Genomic DNA, 21,128 nt, shown 5'->3' on the forward strand with positions numbered 1-21,128 from the left:
TCTTATGTCGTTGCCGTGGCAGTGGTTTTCATCAAGGTTAGCCATAAGCAGTAAACTTCCCTGGTGCATTATTCGGCGCTGTTCGCGCTACTCCTGCCGCTTTGCCTGCTCGATACTTCCTACCTGGCGCTCCTGCATTGCGCTCTGCACGTCTTCGAGGCTCGTGGGATCGTCGATGGTCGAGGGCACGGTAAAAGGCTTGCCGTCGGCCAGGGTACGCAGCAGTTTGCGCAGGATCTTACCGGAGCGGGTCTTGGGCAGGCGGCTGACGATCAGCACTTGCTTGAACGCGGCCACCGGGCCGATCGCCTCGCGCACGCGTTGGATGAGCTCGGCTTCGAGCCCGGCCTCGTCGCCGTCGAAGCCATCCTTGGGAATCACCAAGCCGATGGGGAGCTGGCCTTTGAGCTCATCGTGAATCCCGATCACCGCACACTCGGCCACCGCCGGGTGGCCGCCCAGCACGCCTTCCATTTCGCCGGTCGAAAGCCGGTGGCCGGCCACGTTGATCACGTCATCGGTGCGCCCCATGATGAAGAGATAACCATCTTCGTCGAAGTAGCCGCCGTCGCCGGTCAGATAGTAGCCGGGAAATGCCGCCATGTAGGCGCTGTGAAAACGCTGAGGGTCGCGCCAGATACCGCTCAGACACCCGGGCGGCAGCGGCTGTTTGATCACCACGCTGCCTTCATGAAGCGGCGCGGCGCGCTCGCCTTCGCGATCGATGACTTCGACGTTGAAGCCGGGCACCGGCCAAGTGGCCGAGCCGGCTTTGGCGGGGGCCAACTCGATCCCCGCCGGGTTGGCGGCGATCGGCCAGCCGGTCTCGGTTTGCCACCAGTGATCGATCACCGGCACGTCGAGCGCGTCGCTCAGCCAGTGGAAGGTGGGCGGGTCGAGCCGCTCGCCGGCCACGAATACGTACTCGAGGCGATCGAGCGTATAGTCGCGTAGCCTGAGCGCTTCCGGGTCCTCTTTCTTGATCGCCCGAAAGGCGGTGGGCGCGGTGAAGAAGCTCTTGACCCCGTACTCCTCGATGAGCCGCCAAAAGCTGCCGGCATCCGGCGTTCTGACCGGCTTGCCCTCGTACATTACGCTGGTACAGCCTCGCAACAGCGGTCCATAAACGATATAGGAGTGGCCCACCACCCAGCCCACGTCCGAAGCGGTGAAGATCACCTCCCCCGGCGCCAGGTCGTACACTGCCTCCATCGAGTAGGCGAGCGCCACGGCGTAGCCGCCGGTGTCGCGCACCACGCCCTTGGGCTTGCCGGTCGTGCCCGAGGTATAAAGAATGTAGAGCGGATGGGTCGCTTCGAGCTCGGCACACTCGGCGAAACGCCCGCTCTGCTCGAGAGTTTGCCAGTCGTGCTCGCCGCTTGCGAGCGTAGCCCGCGCGGCGTCGCGCTGAAAGATGACCACCGCCTCCGGCTTGAAGCGGCTTTCGGCGATCGCCTGGTCGACGATGGGCTTGTAGGGCAGTACGGTGTCGACCTCAACCCCGCAGGAGGCGGCGATGACGACCCGAGGCTCGGCATCCTCGATGCGAAGCGCCAGCTCGTGCGGGGCGAAACCGCCGAACACCACCGAATGGATCGCCCCGATGCGCGCGCAGGCGAGCATCGCGATCGCCGCTTCCGGCACCATCGGCATGTAGATCACCACCCGGTCGCCCTTGACCACGCCAAGGTTTTCAAGCCCGCCGGCAACGTGGGCCACGCGGTCGCGAAGTGTTCGGTAAGTGAGCGTTTGTTTTGAATCGGTGACCGGAGAATCCCAGAAGAAGGCGGGCTGTTCGCCGCGCCCCTCGGCTACGTGGAAGTCGAGAGTGGCGTGGCAAAGATTGATCGTGCCATCCTCGTACCACTGGGCGTGGCGCTGATCGTCCCAGCTCAAAATGGTGGTTGGGAAACGATACCAGGGAAGGCGATGGGCCTGCTCGGCCCAGAACGTTTCCGGCGACTCGATGGAGGGCGGATAAATAGCGCGATAACGGTTCATGGCCACCTTGTCTTTATTGTGTTAGCGATTGACCTCTATTGTTGACACTCTAACCATAAAAGCGCGGTTCGACCGTTACACCAACGGCTAATTTCAAAAATCATCGACCCCGTGCAAGCCGTTGTTGTCGACAAATTAACCTCGCTTAACCATTGACTGATCGTTAAACCGGACCTTGGACAAGCATCGCTAAATTAAAGAAGATTGATCAACAAAATTTCAACGTATAGAACCGTATTGTTTGACTCTTCATCAACGCTATCTGCCGCCCGATGAGCGACTGCGACCGCGTACAACAATAACCCGGCCTCGCTTGCGGCAAGGAGAAACCCATGGCTACTCACCCGAACGCCGCAGCTCGTTTACTCGAGCACAACGGCCAGGCGTTGGAAGCGGGCACGCTACTGCTCAAGGCGCTCGCTAACGCGAAACGCCTGCAGATACTTTGCCTGCTGGCCGAGGCAGAGCTTTCGGTCACCCAGATCAATCGGCAGCTGGCGCTGAGTCAGTCGGCGCTATCGCAACACCTGGCGATTTTACGCCGTGACGAACTGGTCATGACCCGTCGCGAGTCGCAAACCATTTATTACTCGCTCAAAAGCGAAAGCGCCAGAGCCGTCCTGGCGGCGCTGGCACTTCACTACGCGGCCTGAAGTCGCGTGAGTCATGAAAACAGATCAAGACCAGGTCTAACGGCGCTGCCAGCCGGTGGCTTCGAGCGCCCCTAGCGCTTTGGTCACGGCCTGCTCGACGCCGGAGGCGAGCGCCACGCTCACGCGCCGGCCCACGGTTTTCGGCGGCTCGAGCCTGACGCTGAACGCCTCGACGCTTTTCATTCGTTCGACCAGGTACGCCTCGCTGGTGCCGATGCTGTCCACCAGCCGCTCGTCGAGTGCTTCGCTGCCGTACCAGATTTCACCGGTCGCCAGGCGTTCGATATCCATCTCCGGGCGATGACGCGCAACGTAGGTCTTGAATAGCCGATGGGTATTCTCGAGATCGTCGATGAACTTTGCCCGCCCCTCTTCGGTATTTTCGCCCAGCACCGTTAGCGTGCGCTTGTAGCGCCCGGCGGTCAGCATTTCGACGTCGACGTCGTTACGCTTCAACAGCCGATGGATGTTCGGCACCTGGGCCACCACGCCGATCGAACCAATCACGGCAAAGGGGGCGGCCTTGATGTGGTGGGCGGTGCAGGCCATCATGTAACCGCCGCTGGCGGCGACCTTGTCGATACACACCGTGGTCGTCAGCCCCGCCTCGCGCAGCCGATCGAGCTCCGCCGAGGCGAGCCCGTAGGCGTGGACCAGCCCACCGCCGGACTCAAGCCGCACCACCACTTCGTCATCCGGGTGCGCCACGTCGATCACCGCCGACACCTCCTGAGCGAACTGCGCGGTGCGTGAGGCCTTGATGTCGCCGTGGAAATCGAGCACCCAAAGCCGCCCCTCGCTTGCCTCGCCACGTTTTTTGTCGCGCTTCTGGCGCGCCTTCTCTTCGCGGCGCAGGTGCTTGATCAGCTTCTTGCGCGCGCCTCGGGCGGTGGCGCCCAGGGTCAAGCGCCGGTGGCGCGCGCGGCGCTGTTCGTTGAGCGACTCTACATGCAGTGTCAGGCTGCGCTCGCCGCGCTTACCGCGCATTAGCAAAAGCCCCGCCACCACGATGAGTACGGTGACGATCACGCCTTGAACCAGGAAGGTGCCGATTGCCGCCATCCATTCATTCATGTGCACGCTCCTTTGCGCATTGCTGTTGCCCTGGTCGAGCCGACCGAGGGCGCCTTGAACGCCGGCTTGATTAAAACAGCTGTTTTAAATAGGCTCTGGGCTGACGCTACTATTATCGCTCGGCGCCGCCGACATTTCGCCACAATTTTGCACCGTCACGTTACAGGAACCTTCGATGTCCTCGACCACGTTTGAAAAGCTCGAATCGCGCTTCGACCCGGAAGCCGCCAAGGGAATGGATGAGATTTTCCAGTTCCATTTCTCTGACGAGCAGAGCCACTACCTGCACGTTCAAGATGGCACCCTGGGTATTCATGAAGGCGAGCACGACGACCCGTCGGTCACGATCTCCACCAGCACCGAGACCCTGCGCGGCATCATGAGCGGTGAGATCAACGGCATGACCGCCTTCATGAGCGGCAAACTCAAAGCCACGGGCAATGTGATGCTGGCGACCAAGCTCACGAGCCTCTTTCCGGGAAAATAACTTTCGGGCAAATACGTCCTACTCCTGCCTCTGGCGCACTCGCGCCAGATGGGTCTCGATCAGCTCGCGGGAAATCGAAAAGGCCGGCGGAAGCGCAGGCAGTTTACGCGGCGAAAACCACGCCGCGTCGCTGATCTCGACCCCGTCGATCCGAATGCGCCGCGTGGTCGCCTCGGCGAAATAGCCCAGCATCAACGAGTGCGGAAACGGCCACGCCTGGCTCTTGTGGTAGCGCAGCTGATCGACATAAACCCCTACTTCTTCGAAGATTTCGCGGTGCACCGCCTCTTCCGCCGACTCGCCAGGCTCGATGAAACCGGCAAGGGTTGAGTAGCGCCCGGGCGGAAAGCGCGGGCTGCGCGCCAAAAGCATCGCCTCGCCGCGGGTGACTAGCGTAATGATACAGGGCGAAATGCGCGGATAGTTGCGGTGGCCGCAGGCGTCGCAGTGCATTGCGAACTCCGCGCCGAGCCGCGTCGCCCTGGCGCCGCAGCGCCCGCAAAAGCGGTGATTCTCAAGCCAGGCGCCGACCTGTAGCGCTGTCGAAAGCAGGCTGAACCAGCTCTCGGGCAGGTGCGAAAGCCACTGACGGCCGTCGAGCCAGCTCTCTTCCGGCTGCTGTTCGATACAGAGCGCCACCGGTTCATCACCCCAGTAGCAAAGCGGCTGCATGGCCTCGGTCCAGGGTTGGAAAGCCAGCAGCGGCGTCGGCGCGCCGTCCGGGCTCGCAAGCCCCGGCGCCAGCCGCCCTTTCGCCAGGCGGATTACCCGGCCTTCGCTCGCCTCGCGCGGGATCTGACGTTTAAGCATCGAAAGCGCCGCCCTGCGCCCAGCCAAGCCCGTGGGCGCGGCACTTGGCCTGGTGCGCTGCTTCCTCGTCGTCACTTGGGCGAACCACCCTGAGCGCGCCGGGCGCAAGCGTCAGGCGCTGAATGGAGAGGCCTTCGCTTGCCTCGCTTTTCTCCTCGCGCTCGGAGGCGGCCCCGGCGTTGGCGTCGAGGGTCAACGCGGTCTGCCCACCGGTCATGGCCAAGTAGACGTCGGCGAGAATCTCGGCGTCCAGCAGGGCGCCATGCAGCACGCGGTGACCGTTGTCGATGTCGTAACGCTTGCACAGCGCGTCCAGCGTATTGCGCTGCCCCGGATGCATCTGACGCGCCATGGCGAGCGTGTCGAGCACGCGGCAGTGATCGCGCACCGGGCCAAGCCGCGGCCCCTGGCGGCGCTGATTGGCCAGGTTCAGCTCAAAATCGATGAAGCCGACGTCGAAGGGGGCGTTGTGAATCACAAGCTCCGCGCCGTCGATGAACGCCCAGAAGGCGTCGGCGATCTCGGCGAACACCGGTTCGTTGGCCACTCGCGCATCGTCGATCCCGTGAATCGCCACGACTTCGTCATCGATGTGGCGCTCGGGGTTGATGTACTGGTGATAGGTACGCCCGGTAAAGCGGCGGTTGATGATTTCGACGGCGCCGATTTCGACCATGCGGTGACCGTCGCGGGTTTCGATACCGGTGGTTTCGGTATCGAGAATGACCTGGCGCATTACGTACTCCTGTGTTGCTCGTCGATCGCTTCATTGGCCAGCGTATCGGCCTTTTCATTGCCCGGGTGGCCGCTATGGCCCTTCACCCAGTGCCACTCGACCCGATGGCGCTTCGTCTCTTCCAGCAGTATCTTCCAAAGCTCGGCGTTCTTGACCGGCTGTTTGGCAGCCGTTTGCCAGCCGCGCTTGATCCAGTTGTGAATCCACTGGGTAATGCCCTGGCGCACGTACTGGGAGTCGGTCCAGAGCTCGACCTGACACGATTTGGTCAGCGCGCGAAGCGCCATGATCGCGGCCATCAGCTCCATCCGGTTATTGGTGGTTTGGGCCTCGAAGCCTTTCAGGGTTTTCTCGTGGGGGCCGCTTGCCAACACCACGCCCCAGCCTCCCGGGCCCGGGTTTCCGCGGCAGGCGCCGTCGGTATAGACCACGACGTGGGGCTTACTCTCCTGCTGTGTCACTGACGATCCTTGGTAATGGGCGAGGTCGCATCGCTCGACTCGCAAAAGCGCGCCCCATGGCGGGTAGCGCCAAGCGTCGTCGGCGCCTTGACCGGTAGCTTGAACTTGACGCGCTCGATCGGTGCACCGCGCTTGCGTCTTTGCGCCTGAATCATGTAGCTCTGGCCCAGGGGCAGGTTATGACGTCGGCCGAAGGCCTCCCAGCGCTCGCCGCAGGCGCCGCTCATGCGGGCGCGAAAGCAGCAGTAGTCTACGCGTGCCACCTCGAAATCGACAAATGCCAGCCAGTCGCGCAGCCGGTTCACCCCAAGCCAGGCGCCGTTAAAGGGAAACGCCGTCTGCTCGCGGCGGCCGCGCTTGAAAAGAGCGCTCGAGCTCAGCGTGTTGAAACCGAACAGCACCAGAACGCCGTGGTCGTTGGTCACCCGTGCGGCCTCCTTGAGCGTAAAGTGGGCGTCCGGCAGCTGTTCGAGCCAGTGATGAATGACCACGGTATCCATCGAGCAGTCCGGCAGCGCTAAGCGCTCCGGTGGGCAGACCAGCGTCGAGGGCGAGTCGGCAAGCGCCGGGGTCGGCGCCCAGCGAATGCGGTGCGGTATACTCGAATGCGACATCAGCGAGCGTGCCATGCTCATCTCGAGACAGTGCCGGCCAGGGCGGCTTTCCACTACCGGGCCAAGGCATGCGCGCTGGACGTCCCAGAGCGAGCGCCCGGCGCGGCTTTGCCAATAGGCCTGGCTCTGGGTCAGTCGCCTGGCGAGCTCACCAGCCATGGTCGAATTTGACATGAAACGCGCTTCCCTCCAAAGTAGCGACTTTTTTGCACGGCTACGCGCGTGGTTCGTGGTTGACGCGGCAGGTACACGCAGTAGCGTTAAGAACGTTAAAGGATCTCGCCGATGATGAGCGTGACACCGATTCCCGCCCTTAGCGACAACTATATTTGGTTGCTAAGACAGGATACCAGCTCGAACGTGTGCGTCGTGGACCCCGGTGAAGCCGCGCCGGTCATCGAACTTCTCGAGCGTGAAAGCCTGACGCTAACCACCATTCTGATTACCCACCACCACCAGGATCACGTGGGCGGAGTAAAGGAGCTCAAGAAGCGCTACGGCGCTCACGTCATCGGCCCGGACAACCCGGCCATCGAGGGTATCGATGAAACCGTGCGCCACGGCGATGAGATTCGCGTCATGGGCCGGCTTTTCGACATCATTGCCACGCCCGGCCACACCCTAGATCACCTGAGCTACTTCGCCGCCGGCATTCCAGCACTGCTGTTTTGCGGTGATACGCTGTTCTGCGCTGGCTGCGGGAGGTTGTTCGAAGGCGAGCCGGCGCAGATGCTCGAGTCGCTCAACGCCCTGGCAGCGCTGCCCGAGGACACTCTGGTGTTCGCCGGCCACGAGTATACGAAGGCGAATCTTGTCTTCGCCCGGGCCGCCGACCCGGACAACACGACGGTCGAAAGCGCTCAGGACGAGTGCGACAAAGCGCGCGCGATGGATCGCCCCACCCTTCCCAGCACCATTGGGCGCGAGCTCGCCATCAACCCTTATCTTCGCGTGGCCACCGACAGCGTGCGCCGAGCCGCGGGTGAACAAGGCCCGAATGGTGACGACCTGGCAACGTTCACCACGTTGCGCGAGTGGAAAAACCGTTTCTAACGCCGTTACCAATCAAGATACGCCATGACTTATCAAACGTTACGCCAGCGTTTTCTGTTCAGCGCTGGAAGCACTCTCTGTATGGGCCTTTTACTCTCCGCCGCAGCCAATTGCGAGGCCTCCGCCGCCCGCCCAGGCGGTTTCATCGCGCAGCCGGTCCAGGCATCCATCGCCGATGACTACCATCCTCAGGCGCCAAGGCTCGACGCTTACCACGCTCACTTCTGGGACTCCTTGACCCTCGAGCCGCAAAGCGTCTGGAAGGTGCTGCGCGAGTCCTTCAAGTGGCAGGACAAGCCCCTTCGCCCCGACGCCCAGGCGCGGGTCGACGAGTGGATCGACTACTACCGCTCGCGCCCGGAGAATATCGTCGAAATCATCGAGCGCGCCACGCCCTGGCTTGCCTTCATCGCCGAACGCGTCAGTGAGCGTGGCTTGCCCGGCGAGCTTGCGCTGATTCCCTTCGTCGAGAGCTCCTTCGACCCGCACGCTAAAAGTCATCTTGGCGCGGCGGGGCTCTGGCAGTTCATGCCGCGTACCGGCGACGCCCTGGGGTTGATGCGCAACAGCCGCTACGATGGCCGTCTGGATGTTCTCACCTCGACCGAAGCCGCGCTCGACTACCTCGAATCCCAGGCCGAGCAGTGGTATCAGGGCGACATGATGCTTTCGCTCGCCGCCTACAACGCCGGCGCCGGCACCGTGAACAAGGCGGTGCGCCGCGCTCAGAGCCAGGGGCTCGGCGGCAGTTACTGGGATCTCAGCTTGCCCGCCGAGACACTTCAATACGTGCCCAAGCTCAAGGCGATCTCTACCATCGTCCAAAACCCGGAGCGCTACGGCGTTCAGCTTCCCGAGATTCAGGCCTCGCCAGCGTTTGCCAGGGTGCAGCTGGCCCAACCGCTGAGCCTCGCCGAAGCCTCGGCGCTTCTTGATGTTAGCCAGCAGAGCCTGGCCGAGCTCAACCCGGGACTGCTGGCAGCGCAAGCCGGGCCGCGCAGTGCACAGACGCTGCTGGTGCCGGAAGGCGCCGATACCGCACTGATCGCCGAGCTATCGCAGCAGGATAGCGCCGCGGCAACGCTGGCTTCGAACCAGACACCTTCGATGCACCGCGTTGAAAGCGGCGATAGTCTTTCCGCCATTGCCGCGCGCTATAATCTTGACCCACGCGATCTAATTCGCTGGAATGCGCTTGAGCAACCAAGCGCGATTCAACCCGGCCAGATGCTGGCGCTGTCGGCCCGCTAGGCTCAAGCGATACCTGGCCGCTCCGGGTGTCGCTCGGTTTTTGCCACGACTCGCCACGACAGGATCCTTCGATGCCAAGAGGTGTGCCCTTCGTCAAGACCCTGCGCGCCAACACGCTGTCTGCACTGCTGCTGGCGGGCGCGAGCGCGCTGGCGCTGGCGCTGCCGGCTCTGGCAAGCGATGAACACACGCCCCAGGCGCTGCTCGAAGAACCCGCAAGCGCCATGGTCGAAACCGTCCACGCGCTATCGCTTTACGATAGCCCCGAGCTTCCCGATAATTTTGCCTACTTCCCCCACGTGAACCCCGCCGCGCCCAAGGGCGGCACCATCGTGCATACCGCGGTGGGTTCGAGCTTCGATTCGACCAACCCGTTCATCATCCGCGGCACCCCGGCCACCGGCGTCAGCAGCAATATCTACGACACCCTGATGGCGAGTAATCCGAACGAGCCTTTCAGCCTCTACGGCCTTTTAGCCGAAGGCGTGCGCCTGGACCCGGAGCGCGAATGGATCGAGTTCGATCTGCGCCCGGAAGCGCGCTTTCAGGATGGCGAGCCGGTCACCGCCTACGACGTGGTGTTTACCTTCGATCTACTGCGCGAAGAAGGCAGCCCGTTTTTCGCCAGTTACTACGCCGGGGTGTCCAATGTTATCGCCCAGAGCGAGCATCAGGTGCGCTTCGAGTTCAGCGACACCACCTCGCGCGAGCTGCCCTTGATCGTGGCGCAGCTGCCGATACTGCCGCGCCACTACTGGGAGCCGCGGGATTTTACCTCGCCCACGCTGGCCGCTCACCCGGGCTCCGGGCCTTACCGTATCGGCGAGGTCGACCCGGGCCGGCGTATCGTCTTCGAGCGCGACGAGAACTACTGGGGCAAGGATCTACCGGTCAATATCGGCCGCTTCAATATCGACCGAGTGGTCTACGACTACTACCGCGACCGCGATATCGCCTGGGAGGCGTTCAAGGCCGGGCTGGTCGATTTTCGTGAAGACGCGCGCGCCGCCACCTGGGCGATCGGCTACGATTTTCCCGCCTACCGGGAGGGCTTGATCAAGCGCATCACCGTGCCGGACGTCAATCCGGCGATGATGCAGGCCTTCGTCTTCAACCTGAACAAACCCCAGTTTCAGGACCCGCGGGTGCGCGAGGCGCTGGCGCTTACCTTCGACTTTCCCTGGCTCAACACCAATATCTTCTACAACGCCTACCAGCGCACCGAAAGCTACTTTCAGGATTCGGAAATGGAGGCCGTCGGCCCGCCCTCGGAGGCCGAGCTTGCGCTTTTGGAGCCGCACCGCGAGGAGCTTTTGGCCTCTCACGGTTCCGAGCGCCTGTTTACCGAGCCGCTGCCGATGGACGAGCCTACCGCGCTTCGCGAACGCCTGCGCCGGGCGCTCACGCTTTTACGCGACGCCGGCTACGAGGTGGTCGATGGCACGCTGATTCACGGCGAGACCGGCCAGCCGCTACGCCTCGAGGTCCTGATGTACGACGCCGCGCTCGAGCGGGTAGTCCAGCCGATGCTCAGAAACATGGCGAGGCTCGGCATCGAAACCTCGATGCGCATCGTCGATATCAACCAGTACCTCAATCGGGTGCGCGACTACGACTACGATATCGTCATCAGCCACTACCCGCAGTCGAACAACCCCGGCAACGAGCAGCGCGACTACTGGTCGAGCGCCGCTGCCAAAGCGCCGCAAAGCCGCAACCGCATGGCGCTGGCCCACCCGGCGGTGGACGATCTGATCGAGCACATCATCTCGGCCTCCAACCGCGAGGAGCTCGATACCGCGACCAAAGCGCTGGACCGGGTGCTGCGCTGGGGTTTCTACGCCATTCCCCACTACTACTCCGGGGAGACGCGCATCGCGGTGTGGGACAAGTTCGGCTATCCGGAGCCGTTTCCCGACTACGCCATGGACCTCGACGCCTGGTGGGTCGATAGCGACCGCGCCGCCGAGCTAGAGCGCCGCCGCTAAGGCATCGTCGATCATTCCAGGAGCGCCCTGTGGCCCGCTATACACTTCGCCGACTGCTGTTGATGATTCCCACCCTGCTGGGGATCATGCTGCTCAACTTCATCATCGTTCAGGCCGCCCCGGGCGGACCGATCGATCAAATGCTCGCGCGTATCGAAGGCGCCAACGCCATGGCCAGCACGCGCCTGGACATGGGCGGCGCCGACATTCAGATCAGCGACGATTCGCGCGGCGCGCGGGGGATCGACCCGCGCTTCATCGAGCAGCTCGAGGAGCAGTTCGGCTTCGACAAGCCCGCCCACGAGCGCTTTTTCACCATGCTATGGGATTACGCGCGCCTTGACTTCGGCACCAGCTTCTTTCGCGACCGCCCGGTGGTGGATTTAATGATCGAGCGGCTGCCGGTGTCGATCTCCCTCGGGCTCTGGTCGACGCTACTGGTCTATTTGATCTCGATCCCGCTGGGCATTCGCAAGGCGCTGCACCACGGCTCGCGCTTCGACGTCTGGAGCTCGGGGCTGGTGATCGTGGGCTATGCCATCCCCGCCTTTCTGTTCGCGATTCTGCTGATCGTGGTGTTCGCCGGCGGCAGCTACCTGGACTGGTTCCCGCTACGTGGCCTGACCTCGCCCAACTTCGACGAGCTCACAACACTTGGCAAGATCAAGGATTACTTCTGGCATATCGCGCTGCCGGTGACCGCGACCGCCATCGGCAGCTTCGCCACGCTCACCATGCTGACCAAGAACAGCTTTCTCGATGAGATCCACAAACAGTACGTGCTCACCGCTCGCGCCAAGGGCGCAAGCGAAAATCGCATCCTTTACGGCCACGTGTTCCGTAACGCCATGCTGATCATCATCGCCGGGCTTCCCGCGGCATTGATCGGCATCTTCTTTACCGGGGCGCTGCTGATCGAGGTGATCTTTTCGCTGGACGGGCTTGGGCTTCTTGGCTTCGAGGCGGTGATGCAGCGCGACTACCCGGTGATTTTCGGCACGCTGTTTCTCTATACCGTCATCGGGCTGATTTTGAAGCTCGTATCCGATTTGACCTATGTCTGGGTCGATCCACGGATCGACTTCGCGACCCGGGAGTCCTGAACCATGACCGCTTTGTCTTCCCGGCTATCCCCGATCACCCGGCGCCGCCTGGCGGCGTTTCGCGCCAATCGTCGCGCCCGCGTGTCGCTCTGGATCTTCGGCTTGCTGTTCGTCTTGAGCCTCGCCGCCGAGCTGATCGCCAACGACAAGCCGCTAATCATGCAGTTCGACGGCCAGTGGTATGCGCCGATGCTGGTCGACTACCCGGAAACCGAGTTCGGCGGCTTTCTGCCCACCCGCACCGACTACCTCGACCCGTTCATCATCGAACAGATCGAGGAGCACGGCTGGGCGCTGTGGCCCTTGATTCCGTTCTCCTACCAGACGCTCGACATGCAGATGAGCCGGCCCTCGCCGGCGCCGCCGGACGCCCGCCACTGGCTGGGTACCGACGACCAGGGCCGCGACGTGCTCGCTCGGGTGATCTACGGCTTTAGGCTTTCCGTGGCGTTTGCGCTGGTGCTGACCGCAGGCTCCATCGTGATGGGCGTGCTCGCCGGCGGCGTGCAGGGCTACTTCGGCGGCAAGGTGGATCTGATCGGTCAGCGTATCACCGAGATCTGGTCGGGCCTGCCGGTGCTGTTTCTGCTGATCATTCTGGCAAGTTTCGTGCAGCCCGGGTTCTGGTGGCTTCTGGGCATCATGCTGCTGTTTTCCTGGCTGGGGCTGGTCGATATCGTGCGCGCCGAGTTTCTGCGCGCGCGCAATCTGGAGTACGTGCGCGCCGCCAAAGCCATGGGCCTGCCATCGAGGCTGATCATGTGGCGCCACGTACTGCCCAACGCCATGGTCGCGACTCTCACCTTCATTCCGTTTCTGTTCACCGGGGCGATCGGCACGCTGACCGCGCTGGATTTTCTCGGCTTCGGCCTGCCGCCGGGCGCACCCTCGCTTGGCGAGCTCGCCGCCCAGGGCAAGAACAACCTCCACGCCCCGTGGCTTGGCATCACCGCGTTCATGACGCTGGCGATCATGCTCTCGCTTCTGGTCTTCATCGGCGAAGGGCTCAGGGACGCGTTCGACCCACGCCACGTCAGCCGCCCTGCCACCGCCACACCGGGAGCCTCGCATGCCTGAGCCGCTTTTTCGTCTCGATCAGCTGGGTGTGGCCTTCGACGGCCAGCCGGTGGTGGAAGGCCTTTCGCTCGAAGTGCAGCGCGGCGAGACCCTGGCCATCGTCGGCGAATCCGGCTCCGGCAAGTCGGTCTCGGCGCTGGGCGCGATCGACCTGCTCCCGGCCAACGCCCGGGTCAGCGGCGGGCGCTGGCTCGAAGGCAAGGATCTCAATGGGCTCAGCGCGCGCCAGTGGAGCGGGCTTCGCGGCGGTCAAATCGGCTTCGTCTTCCAGGAGCCGATGACCTCGCTGAACCCGCTGCACCGCATCGGCAAACAGCTGGGCGAAACCTTGCGCCTGCACCAGGGCCTGAGCGGCCAGGCCCTTCGCCGCCGCGCCCTCGAGCTTCTCGAACAGGTCAAACTGCCCCGTCCCGAGGAGCTTCTCGATGTTTGGCCACACCAGCTCTCCGGCGGCCAGCGCCAGCGCGTGATGATCGCCATGGCGATCGCCAACAACCCGGCGCTATTGATCGCCGACGAGCCGACCACGGCGCTGGACGTCACGGTGCAGCAGGAGATTCTGGCGCTTTTGACGTCGCTGCGTGACGAGGTCGGCATGGCCGTGCTCTTCATCACCCACGATTTGAACCTGGTGCGCCGCTTCGCCGAGCGCGTCTGCGTGATGAAAAGCGGCCGCGTCGAGGAGATCGGCCCGGTCGAGTCGGTTTTCGCGCACCCCCAGAGCGCCTATACCCGGGCGCTGATCGACGCCGAGCCGACTGGGCGCCCGAGCGAGATCAGCGACACCGCGCCGCTGCTGCGCGCCCACGGGCTCAGCGTGCGCTTCGAGCGCCCCGCCGCCGGGCTCTTCAAACGCAAACGCCTCGCTTTCGAGGCGGTCAAGCCGACCGATTTGCAGATCGCCCCGGGGGAGACGCTCGGCGTGGTCGGCGAGTCCGGCTCAGGCAAGACCACGCTCGCCTCGGCGATCATGCGCCTGGTGCCAAGCCAGGGCGAGATCACGCTCGGTGACACACCTCTGGGTACACTGACCGGCAAGCACCTGCGCCGCCAGCGCCGCCGTCTGCAGATGGTATTTCAGGATCCGTTCGGGGCGCTATCGCCGCGCATGCCGGTGTTCGATATCGTCAGCGAAGGGCTGCGGTTTCACTACCCGGCGCTATCCAAGGACGAAGTTGCTTCGCGGGTGGCGCAAACGCTCAAGGAGGTGGGCCTGCCGGAAAGCTGCGCGGCGCGCTACCCTCACGAGTTCTCCGGCGGCCAGCGCCAGCGCATCGCGGTGGCCCGGGCGATCATTCTCGAGCCGGAGCTTTTGGTGCTCGACGAGCCCACTTCGGCGCTGGATCGCACGGTGCAAAAGCAGCTGATTACCCTTCTGCGCGAACTGCAGGCCAGGCGCGGGCTGAGCTATTTGTTCATCAGCCACGACCTGGCAGTGGTGCGCGCCATGGCGCACCGGGTGATGGTGTTGAAGGAGGGCGAAGTGGTCGAGCAGGGCCCGTGCCTCGAAGTCCTGGCCGCGCCCCGCCACCCCTACACCCGCGCGCTGATCGAGGCGGCTCAGCTCGAGGCGCCGCGCTAGCGCGGCGGCGCCCTCCCCATGTGAATCCTTGGCTCGAGTCTCCAAACTCTGGAATGTCCACTTAACCCAACAATAACAAGATAACGGTATAATTTTTTTTGCAGGCTGCAGCGCACTTGTGCGCTGGGAAGCTCAAGTGTAAACCGGCGCCTCGTGGCGCCGATTATGCGGGATCAAAACCGGGCGATCTCCTCGGGCGTCAGCTCGCGCCACTCACCCGGCGCCAGCGTATCCGGTAGCGCAATGGGGCCGATCGAGTGGCGGTGTAGCGACACAACGCGATTGCCCAGCGCCCCGAACATGCGCTTGACCTGGTGGTAACGCCCTTCCGTAATCGTCAGCCGCGCCCGGGTCGGCGCCAGCAGCTCGAGTGTTGCCGGCGCCGTGGGTGTGTCGTCGTCTTCGAGCAGAATGCCCTCTTCGAACTGTGCGATCGCGCGCTCGGCGTGCGCGCCCTCCAAAGGCTCCGCTAGCTCGGCGAGGTACACCTTGGCACAGCGGTGTTTGGGCGAGGTGATGCGGTGCAGCCACTGGCCGTCGTCGGTCAAAAGCAAAAGCCCGGTGGTATCCACATCCAGGCGCCCCACCGGCTGCAGGCGATCCGCATGCGGCAGGTCGACAAGATCGATCGCCCGCGGGTAGAGCCCGCGGCGGGCTGTGCACTCTACCTCAGTGGGTTTGTGCAGCATCACATAGCGAAGCCCGACCAGCGCCAGGCGTTCGCCGTTCAAGTGCACCTGGTCCTGCTCGGTATCGACGTGCAGCGCCGCCTGCTTGACCGGCTCGCCGTTGAGCGTCACCTCGCCGTTCTTGAGCGCGCGCTTGGCCAGGCTTCGGGTCAGCTCAGTGGTTTCACTGAGAAAACGGTCCAGACGCATTACTGCCCTACCCCCGGCAACAGCTCGAAACGGTCGGCGTCCTGCCAGGCGGGAAACTTCTCGCGAAAATCGTCAAGCGCGGCTTTATCGAGCGTGCCGGTTTCGATGAAGGGAGTGTTGGCAGGCCGGTCGATGAGCGCCTCGCCTTTGAAGTCGACGAGCATCGAATCGCCGCTGTAGGCAAGGCCCTTGGCGTCTTCGCCCACGCGGTTGACGCCGATGACGTAGCTCAGGTTCTCCACCGCCCGGGCCTGAAGCAGTGTGCGCCAGGGGTTGCGCCGCGGCGCCGGCCAGTTGGCCACGCATAAAAGCGCGTCGTACTCGAAGTGCTCGCCTTCATCCGGCTGCTGACGCGACCAGACCGGAAAACGCAGGTCGTAGCAGACGCTGAGCAGGATCCTGAAACCCTTGAGCTCGACGAGCTTGCGCTCACGGCCCATGCCGTAACGCTCGTGTTCGCCGGCCATGCGAAACAGGTGACGCTTGTCGTAGTGCTGAATTTCGCCGTCCGGCGTCGCCCAGATCATGCGGTTGTAGTACTTACCGTCCTCCTTGATCGCCACGCTCCCGGTGATCACGCAGCCGCGCGCCTTCGCCTGGTCCAGAAGCCAAGCCACGCTTTCGCTTTGCGCCATGGGCTGGGCCATCTCGCGGGAGTTCATGGTGAAGCCGGTGGCGAACATCTCCGGCAGCACGATCAGGTCGGTCTCGCGCCCGTCGAGTTCGCCCAGCAGCGCGTTTAGATGCTCGTGGTTCGCTTGCGGGTTCTCCCAGCGCAAATCGCACTGCACCAGGCTCGTTTTAAGCTCGGCCATGAGGCTCTCCTTTCTACCGGTGTATGGGGATATTGTGTGATAGATTAGCATTTTTCATTCATGAGGCTGCTATGCAATCCCCGCCTGTTCGCGACCCGGAAGCCGTCAAGGGCGTTAGCTTCGGGCTGACCGCCTACGTCATGTGGGGCTGCTTTCCGCTCTACTTCGCGCTATTTGAAGGCGTGCCCGCACCAGAGGTGCTGATTCACCGCATCCTCTGGTCGTGTCTGTTCCTGGTCGGGGTGATTACGCTGCTCAAGCGTTGGGCACCGGTGATCGCCGCTTTGAAAGCGCCCAAGCGACTGGGGCGGGTATTGATCTGCGCGATACTGATCGCAACCAACTGGGGGCTCTATATTTACGCCGTCGAAAGCCGCCAGGTACTGCAGGCAAGCCTTGGCTACTTTTTGACGCCGCTGGTCAACGTCGCGCTCGGCGTACTGGTGCTGCGCGAAACGATGGCCAAACCGCAGCTGGCCGCACTGGGGCTGGCGAGCGCGGCAATACTGATTCAGCTCGCGACGCTCGGCGAGCTGCCCTGGATAAGCCTGCTGCTGGCGTTAACGTTCGGAAGCTACGGGCTCTTTCGCAAGCAGGTGGCGCTCGACGGCCTCTCCGGGCTATTCGTCGAAACGCTGCTGCTGTTTCCGATGGCGCTATTGGCACTTGGCTGGTTCACCGCCCAGGACGTTTCACACTTTCTGGTCGACGTACCGATAAGCGCACTGCTGATTAGCAGCGGGGTGGCGACCGCCCTGCCGCTTCTGGCCTTTGCCGGCGCCGCGAGACGGCTACGCCTGTCGACGCTGGGCTTTTTGATGTACATCAATCCGACCATCCAGTTTCTGATCGCGCTGTTCATCTTCGGCGAACCGCTGGGCACCGTGCAGCTGATCACTTTTCTCATGATCTGGCTGGGGCTTGCGCTCTACTCCTGGTCCTCCTGGCAGTCACGCCCGCGCGGGGCTTGAAAGGGCGCCCGCCACGGGGGCATCGCGCTCCGGGGCCGGTTTGGTATGGGGTCGCTCCGGCGGGTAGCCGACACGAAAGCCGCCCCAGTGCTTACCGTTGATGAAAATCGGCACCGATAAATCGTGCATGATTTCTCCGGTGTCGCGCCGGTAGGTCTGCAGTAACAGCGTTTGGGTATGCGCGCCGCAGCGCCGGCCGGTGGGGTCGTCGAAGATTCGCTTGCTGCGGCAATATTTCAAATCGAACGCCGGATCCCCGGTCGGTGCCTGGCTGACCGCGGCGTTGTGGGTCGGTACGTAGCCGTTGCGATCGCAGGCAATGGCGTAGTTGAGGCCAAGGTCCGCCAGCAGCGGCTCCTGTAGCGCCGGCAGATGTGCGTCGGTGAAGGTATCGAAGCCGGTTCGGTAAAGCGTCGGCTGGGTATCGGGCACCGGGCGATAGTCGGGCTCGAACAGCGCCTGCTGGCTGAGCTCGCCCCGTTTAATGGCCGCTTCGAAGCGGCGCTCGATCTGATCGGCCACCCTTCGGGCCGCGCTGAATATCCGCTGATGACGGCCGTAGAGGCGCTGCTGGGCGAGCTCGCCGTCGACGCCTTCCGCGGCGGCCATCAGATCCCGCGCCTGGCTCGCCAAATCGTGCATGTCGCGCTGGCCCTCGTCCACGTCGCGCTCGAGCTGGGAAAGCGTTTCGGTCACCGTTTGGCTGTGCGTACGGGTGCTCTCCATCGCCCCCGCGACCGCCTGAATCTCCTGGCCCACGTGATCGAACTCCTGCGTACTCTCCTCGAGCCCGGCACCGACGGCCTGGACTTCTTTCGAGCGCTCGCGCACACGCGCCATCAGCTCGTTCATGGTTGCGACCACGCTCTGACCGCTAACGTGCATGTCGTGCACCAGCTCGTCGACGCTTTGCGTGGCCGTCGAGGTCTTCTGCGCAAGAGTTCGCACCTCTTCGGCGACGACAGCGAAGCCGCGGCCGTGCTCGCCTGCTCGGGCGGCCTCGATCGAGGCATTGAGCGACAGAAGATGCGTCTGCTCGGCGATACCCTCGATCATCGACGTAACGCTGCGCACCCGTTCGATGCGATCGTTGAGCGCATCGAGCATCCCGAGCGCTTCGTCTGAGCGTAGCGTTACGTCGTTCATGTCCGAAACGATGGTCGAAAGATTCGCCTGGTGGTGGCGGCTGGTGAGCCGTGCCTGTTCGGCCCGTTCGGCGACCCGGCTGGCACTGGCGCTGACCTGTAGAATCGCGGCGTTGATGGCGGCCATGCTCGCGGCAGAGTCCCTGGCCATGCGCTCCTGATTCACCAGTCGCCGATCCATCGAATCGGCGAAGTGCGACACCTGCGCCGTGGCAATCGCGGTGCTGCTGGCACGCCCCATCAAGCGATAGGCCATCGCCTTGAGCAAGGCGTAGTCCGTAAGCGCCCTCACACCTCTCGCCTGCGCTGCTTCACCGCCCTGGTGGCGGTACACACGCTCGATCAGCCCCAGCACAAAAAGCGCGCCACTGACGCCGCCCAGCAGCGGCGCGGCATTAACAAGAGCCCCTTGCAAGGTCAGCGCGTAGAACGCGAGCGCCATCAGCGCGAAGGACGTCAACCATCGAAGTAGCTGCATGCAGATTCCTCTTTTGAGGCGAGAGATGGGCGCGGGGCGACGCTCAAGATCAGTCAGCCGGTCTCCACGAGATTACCCCGTGATCAGCGCCGAGGAAGTAACACTTTGGGAGAAGACTCCGGTTTTTTTCCAGGAATGCTCTAAGGTTAGATCGAACGCGCTACTATTAGAGGCGACTCACATTTACAAAAGCCTTCGTTTCCCATGTTCAAGCGCTACTTTCCCATTCTGACCTGGCTGCCCCACTACCATCGGGGCCTCTTCAGCGCCGACGCGCTGGCGGGGCTGATCGTGACCGTCATGGTCATTCCGCAGTCGCTCGCCTACGCCCTGCTGGCGGGTTTACCCGCGGTGGTGGGGCTCTACGCCAGTATCCTGCCGCAGCTTCTGTATACCCTGATGGGGACCAGTCGCACCCTGGCGGTCGGGCCGGTGGCGATCATCGCGCTAATGACCGGCGCCGCACTTTCCTCGATTGCCGAGCCGGGCTCGCCGGCCTATATCGAGGCGGCGCTGGTGCTTTCGCTGCTCTCGGGGCTGATACTGGTGGGCTTGGGCGCGCTGCGCATGGGCTTTTTCAGCAACTTCCTGAGCCATCCGGTGATCTCCGGGTTTCTGACCGCCTCGGGGATTCTGATCGCCGCCAGCCAGCTGGGAAGCCTGTTGGGCATCGATAGCAGCGGTTTCACTCTCATCGAGCGCGCGCTGACGCTGACTCCCAATCTGGCGACGATCAACCCTTATACGCTGGCCATTGGTCTTGGCACGCTGGCGTTTCTGATCGCCATGCGCCGCTTTGGCCGAGCTCTTTTTGGCGCCATCGGGCTACCTGAGGCGCTGGGGGATCTATTGACCAAGGCGGGGCCGGTGTTCGCCGTGCTCCTTACCACGCTCGCCTGCTGGTACTGGCAGCTTGCCGAGCGCGGCGTGGCGGTGGTGGGGGCAATTCCCGCCGGGCTTCCGGGCTTGAGTTTCCCGCTCGCCGACGCGGCGCTGTGGAAAGCGCTATTCATCCCGGCGCTTTTGATCAGCCTGGTCGGCTTCGTCGAGTCGGTGTCGATGGGGCAGATGCTCGCCGCCAAGCGGCGCCAGCGCATCTCACCCAACCAGGAGCTGGTGGGACTGGGCGCGGCCAACCTGGCCGCCGGTGTCACCAGCGGCATGCCGGTCACCGGTGGGCTTTCGCGCACCGTGATCAACTTCGACGCCGGCGCCCAGACCCCCGCCGCCGGCGCCTTCGCCGCGCTCGGCATCGCGCTGGTCACGCTGTTTTTCACCGGCTGGCTGTTTTATCTGCCGATCGCCACGCTTGCCGCCACCATCACGGTGTCGATTCTGACCCTGGTGGATATCCCCATGCTACGCCAGACCTGGCGCTACTCGCGAAGCGACTTCGCGGCCATGGCGTTGACCATCGTGCTCACCCTGGTCGAAGGCGTCGAGGCGGGTATTATCGGCGGTGTGACACTGTCGCTTGCGCTGTTTCTCTACCGCACCAGCCGCCCGCACAGCGCGCTGGTCGGCCGCGTGCCGGACACCGAACACTTTCGCAACGTCGAGCGCCACGACGTCGAAGCGCCGAAAAACGCCGCGCTGCTGCGCATCGATGAAAGCCTCTACTTCGCCAATGCGCGCTATCTGGAAGACACCGTCTACAATCTGGTCGCGAGCCGCCCGGAAATAGAGCACGTGGTGCTGATCTGCTCGGCGGTGAACCTCATCGATGCCTCGGCACTCGAGAGCCTGGACGCCATCAACGCGCGCCTGAAAGACTCCGATGTCAGACTTCATCTTTCCGAAGTCAAGGGGCCGGTGATGGATCGGCTCAAGCAGAGCGATTTTCTCGACGCGCTCACCGGGCGCGTGTTCCTGAGCACCTACGCCGCCTGGCGCGAATTCTATTGACCCTTCTTTACGCACTGAAAGTCAGGCCCCGCCTGACTTTTTTTGT

Annotated in this window: 19 protein-coding genes; 10 read left to right on the forward strand and 9 right to left on the reverse strand. The window is 63.4% G+C overall.

The annotated features are described in order from the left end of the window. Positions 1–87: 87 nt before the first annotated feature. Entirely contained in the window at positions 88–2,001 is a 1,914-nt protein-coding gene (locus ACGK9R_RS05840) for an AMP-binding protein (RefSeq protein ID WP_394579183.1), read from the reverse strand. 332 nt (positions 2,002–2,333) lie between these two features. Between ACGK9R_RS05840 and ACGK9R_RS05845 the strand changes: the two genes are divergently transcribed. Then, positions 2,334–2,654 carry an ArsR/SmtB family transcription factor gene (locus ACGK9R_RS05845; RefSeq protein ID WP_394579186.1) on the forward strand — a complete coding sequence of 107 codons (321 nt, stop codon included), beginning with the start codon at positions 2,334–2,336 and terminating at the stop codon, positions 2,652–2,654. Between the two features lie 36 nt (positions 2,655–2,690). Here the strand turns inward: ACGK9R_RS05845 and sohB are convergent, their stop codons facing one another. After that, positions 2,691–3,728, reverse strand: coding sequence for a protease SohB (gene sohB / locus ACGK9R_RS05850; RefSeq protein WP_394579189.1), 1,038 nt, complete (start codon positions 3,726–3,728; stop codon positions 2,691–2,693). A 175-nt stretch (positions 3,729–3,903) separates the two neighbouring features. On the opposite strand from sohB, the gene ACGK9R_RS05855 reads away from it, so the two are divergent. Continuing rightward, positions 3,904–4,215, forward strand: coding sequence for an SCP2 sterol-binding domain-containing protein (locus ACGK9R_RS05855; RefSeq protein WP_394579192.1), 312 nt, complete (start codon positions 3,904–3,906; stop codon positions 4,213–4,215). A gap of 18 nt (positions 4,216–4,233) precedes the next feature. Here the strand turns inward: ACGK9R_RS05855 and nudC are convergent, their stop codons facing one another. The 4 genes from nudC to ACGK9R_RS05875 are packed head-to-tail and all read right to left on the reverse strand — an operon-like array spanning position 4,234 to position 7,010. Continuing rightward, positions 4,234–5,025, reverse strand: a complete 792-nt coding sequence (gene nudC, locus ACGK9R_RS05860) for an NAD(+) diphosphatase (RefSeq protein WP_394579195.1) — start codon at positions 5,023–5,025, stop codon at positions 4,234–4,236. Next, the gene (gene dnaQ, locus ACGK9R_RS05865; RefSeq protein ID WP_394579198.1) at positions 5,018–5,761 is read right to left on the reverse strand and encodes a DNA polymerase III subunit epsilon; all 744 of its coding nucleotides are present in this window, start codon (positions 5,759–5,761) and stop codon (positions 5,018–5,020) included. The genes nudC and dnaQ overlap by 8 nt, the downstream gene beginning before the upstream one ends. Next, on the reverse strand, positions 5,761–6,222 hold the full coding sequence (rnhA, locus tag ACGK9R_RS05870; protein ID WP_394579201.1) for a ribonuclease HI: 462 nt from the start codon (positions 6,220–6,222) through the stop codon (positions 5,761–5,763). Before rnhA ends, dnaQ begins: the two co-directional genes overlap by 1 nt. Further along, complete coding sequence (locus ACGK9R_RS05875) at positions 6,219–7,010, reverse strand: class I SAM-dependent methyltransferase (protein WP_394579204.1); 792 nt, start codon at positions 7,008–7,010, stop codon at positions 6,219–6,221. The genes rnhA and ACGK9R_RS05875 overlap by 4 nt, the downstream gene beginning before the upstream one ends. Before the next feature lie 111 nt (positions 7,011–7,121). Between ACGK9R_RS05875 and gloB the strand changes: the two genes are divergently transcribed. The 6 genes from gloB to ACGK9R_RS05905 all read left to right on the forward strand — a co-directional run bounded on the left by gloB (position 7,122) and on the right by ACGK9R_RS05905 (position 14,890). Then, positions 7,122–7,889, forward strand: a complete 768-nt coding sequence (gloB, locus tag ACGK9R_RS05880; RefSeq protein WP_394579207.1) for a hydroxyacylglutathione hydrolase — start codon at positions 7,122–7,124, stop codon at positions 7,887–7,889. 24 nt (positions 7,890–7,913) lie between these two features. Beyond that, entirely contained in the window at positions 7,914–9,140 is a 1,227-nt protein-coding gene (locus tag ACGK9R_RS05885; RefSeq protein WP_394579210.1) for a transglycosylase SLT domain-containing protein, read from the forward strand. Between the two features lie 71 nt (positions 9,141–9,211). Continuing rightward, complete coding sequence (locus ACGK9R_RS05890; RefSeq protein WP_394579217.1) at positions 9,212–11,128, forward strand: extracellular solute-binding protein; 1,917 nt, start codon at positions 9,212–9,214, stop codon at positions 11,126–11,128. A 29-nt stretch (positions 11,129–11,157) separates the two neighbouring features. After that, positions 11,158–12,231, forward strand: a complete 1,074-nt coding sequence (locus ACGK9R_RS05895; protein ID WP_394579220.1) for a microcin C ABC transporter permease YejB — start codon at positions 11,158–11,160, stop codon at positions 12,229–12,231. 3 nt (positions 12,232–12,234) lie between these two features. Then, on the forward strand, positions 12,235–13,308 hold the full coding sequence (locus ACGK9R_RS05900; RefSeq protein WP_394579222.1) for an ABC transporter permease: 1,074 nt from the start codon (positions 12,235–12,237) through the stop codon (positions 13,306–13,308). Next, positions 13,301–14,890 carry an ABC transporter ATP-binding protein gene (locus ACGK9R_RS05905; protein WP_394579225.1) on the forward strand — a complete coding sequence of 530 codons (1,590 nt, stop codon included), beginning with the start codon at positions 13,301–13,303 and terminating at the stop codon, positions 14,888–14,890. Before ACGK9R_RS05900 ends, ACGK9R_RS05905 begins: the two co-directional genes overlap by 8 nt. A gap of 173 nt (positions 14,891–15,063) precedes the next feature. Here ACGK9R_RS05905 and ACGK9R_RS05910 read toward each other — a convergent pair whose 3' ends face one another. Next, a complete protein-coding gene (locus tag ACGK9R_RS05910) occupies positions 15,064–15,768 on the reverse strand; it encodes a pseudouridine synthase (RefSeq protein WP_394579228.1) in 705 nt (234 codons plus the stop codon). After that, on the reverse strand, positions 15,768–16,583 hold the full coding sequence (locus tag ACGK9R_RS05915) for an amidohydrolase (protein ID WP_394579230.1): 816 nt from the start codon (positions 16,581–16,583) through the stop codon (positions 15,768–15,770). The genes ACGK9R_RS05910 and ACGK9R_RS05915 overlap by 1 nt, the downstream gene beginning before the upstream one ends. Positions 16,584–16,654: 71 nt before the next feature. Between ACGK9R_RS05915 and rarD the strand changes: the two genes are divergently transcribed. Then, entirely contained in the window at positions 16,655–17,554 is a 900-nt protein-coding gene (rarD, locus tag ACGK9R_RS05920; RefSeq protein WP_394579233.1) for an EamA family transporter RarD, read from the forward strand. Here the strand turns inward: rarD and ACGK9R_RS05925 are convergent. Continuing rightward, a complete protein-coding gene (locus ACGK9R_RS05925; RefSeq protein ID WP_394579236.1) occupies positions 17,534–19,177 on the reverse strand; it encodes a methyl-accepting chemotaxis protein in 1,644 nt (547 codons plus the stop codon). The genes rarD and ACGK9R_RS05925 overlap by 21 nt on opposite strands. Positions 19,178–19,381: 204 nt before the next feature. Here ACGK9R_RS05925 and ACGK9R_RS05930 point away from each other — a divergent pair, with 204 nt between their 5' ends. Continuing rightward, positions 19,382–21,082, forward strand: a complete 1,701-nt coding sequence (locus ACGK9R_RS05930) for a SulP family inorganic anion transporter (protein ID WP_394579239.1) — start codon at positions 19,382–19,384, stop codon at positions 21,080–21,082. Positions 21,083–21,128 lie beyond the last annotated feature (46 nt).

The organism is Halomonas sp. HNIBRBA4712 (genome assembly GCF_043558675.1).
Lineage (GTDB): Bacteria > Pseudomonadota > Gammaproteobacteria > Pseudomonadales > Halomonadaceae > Vreelandella.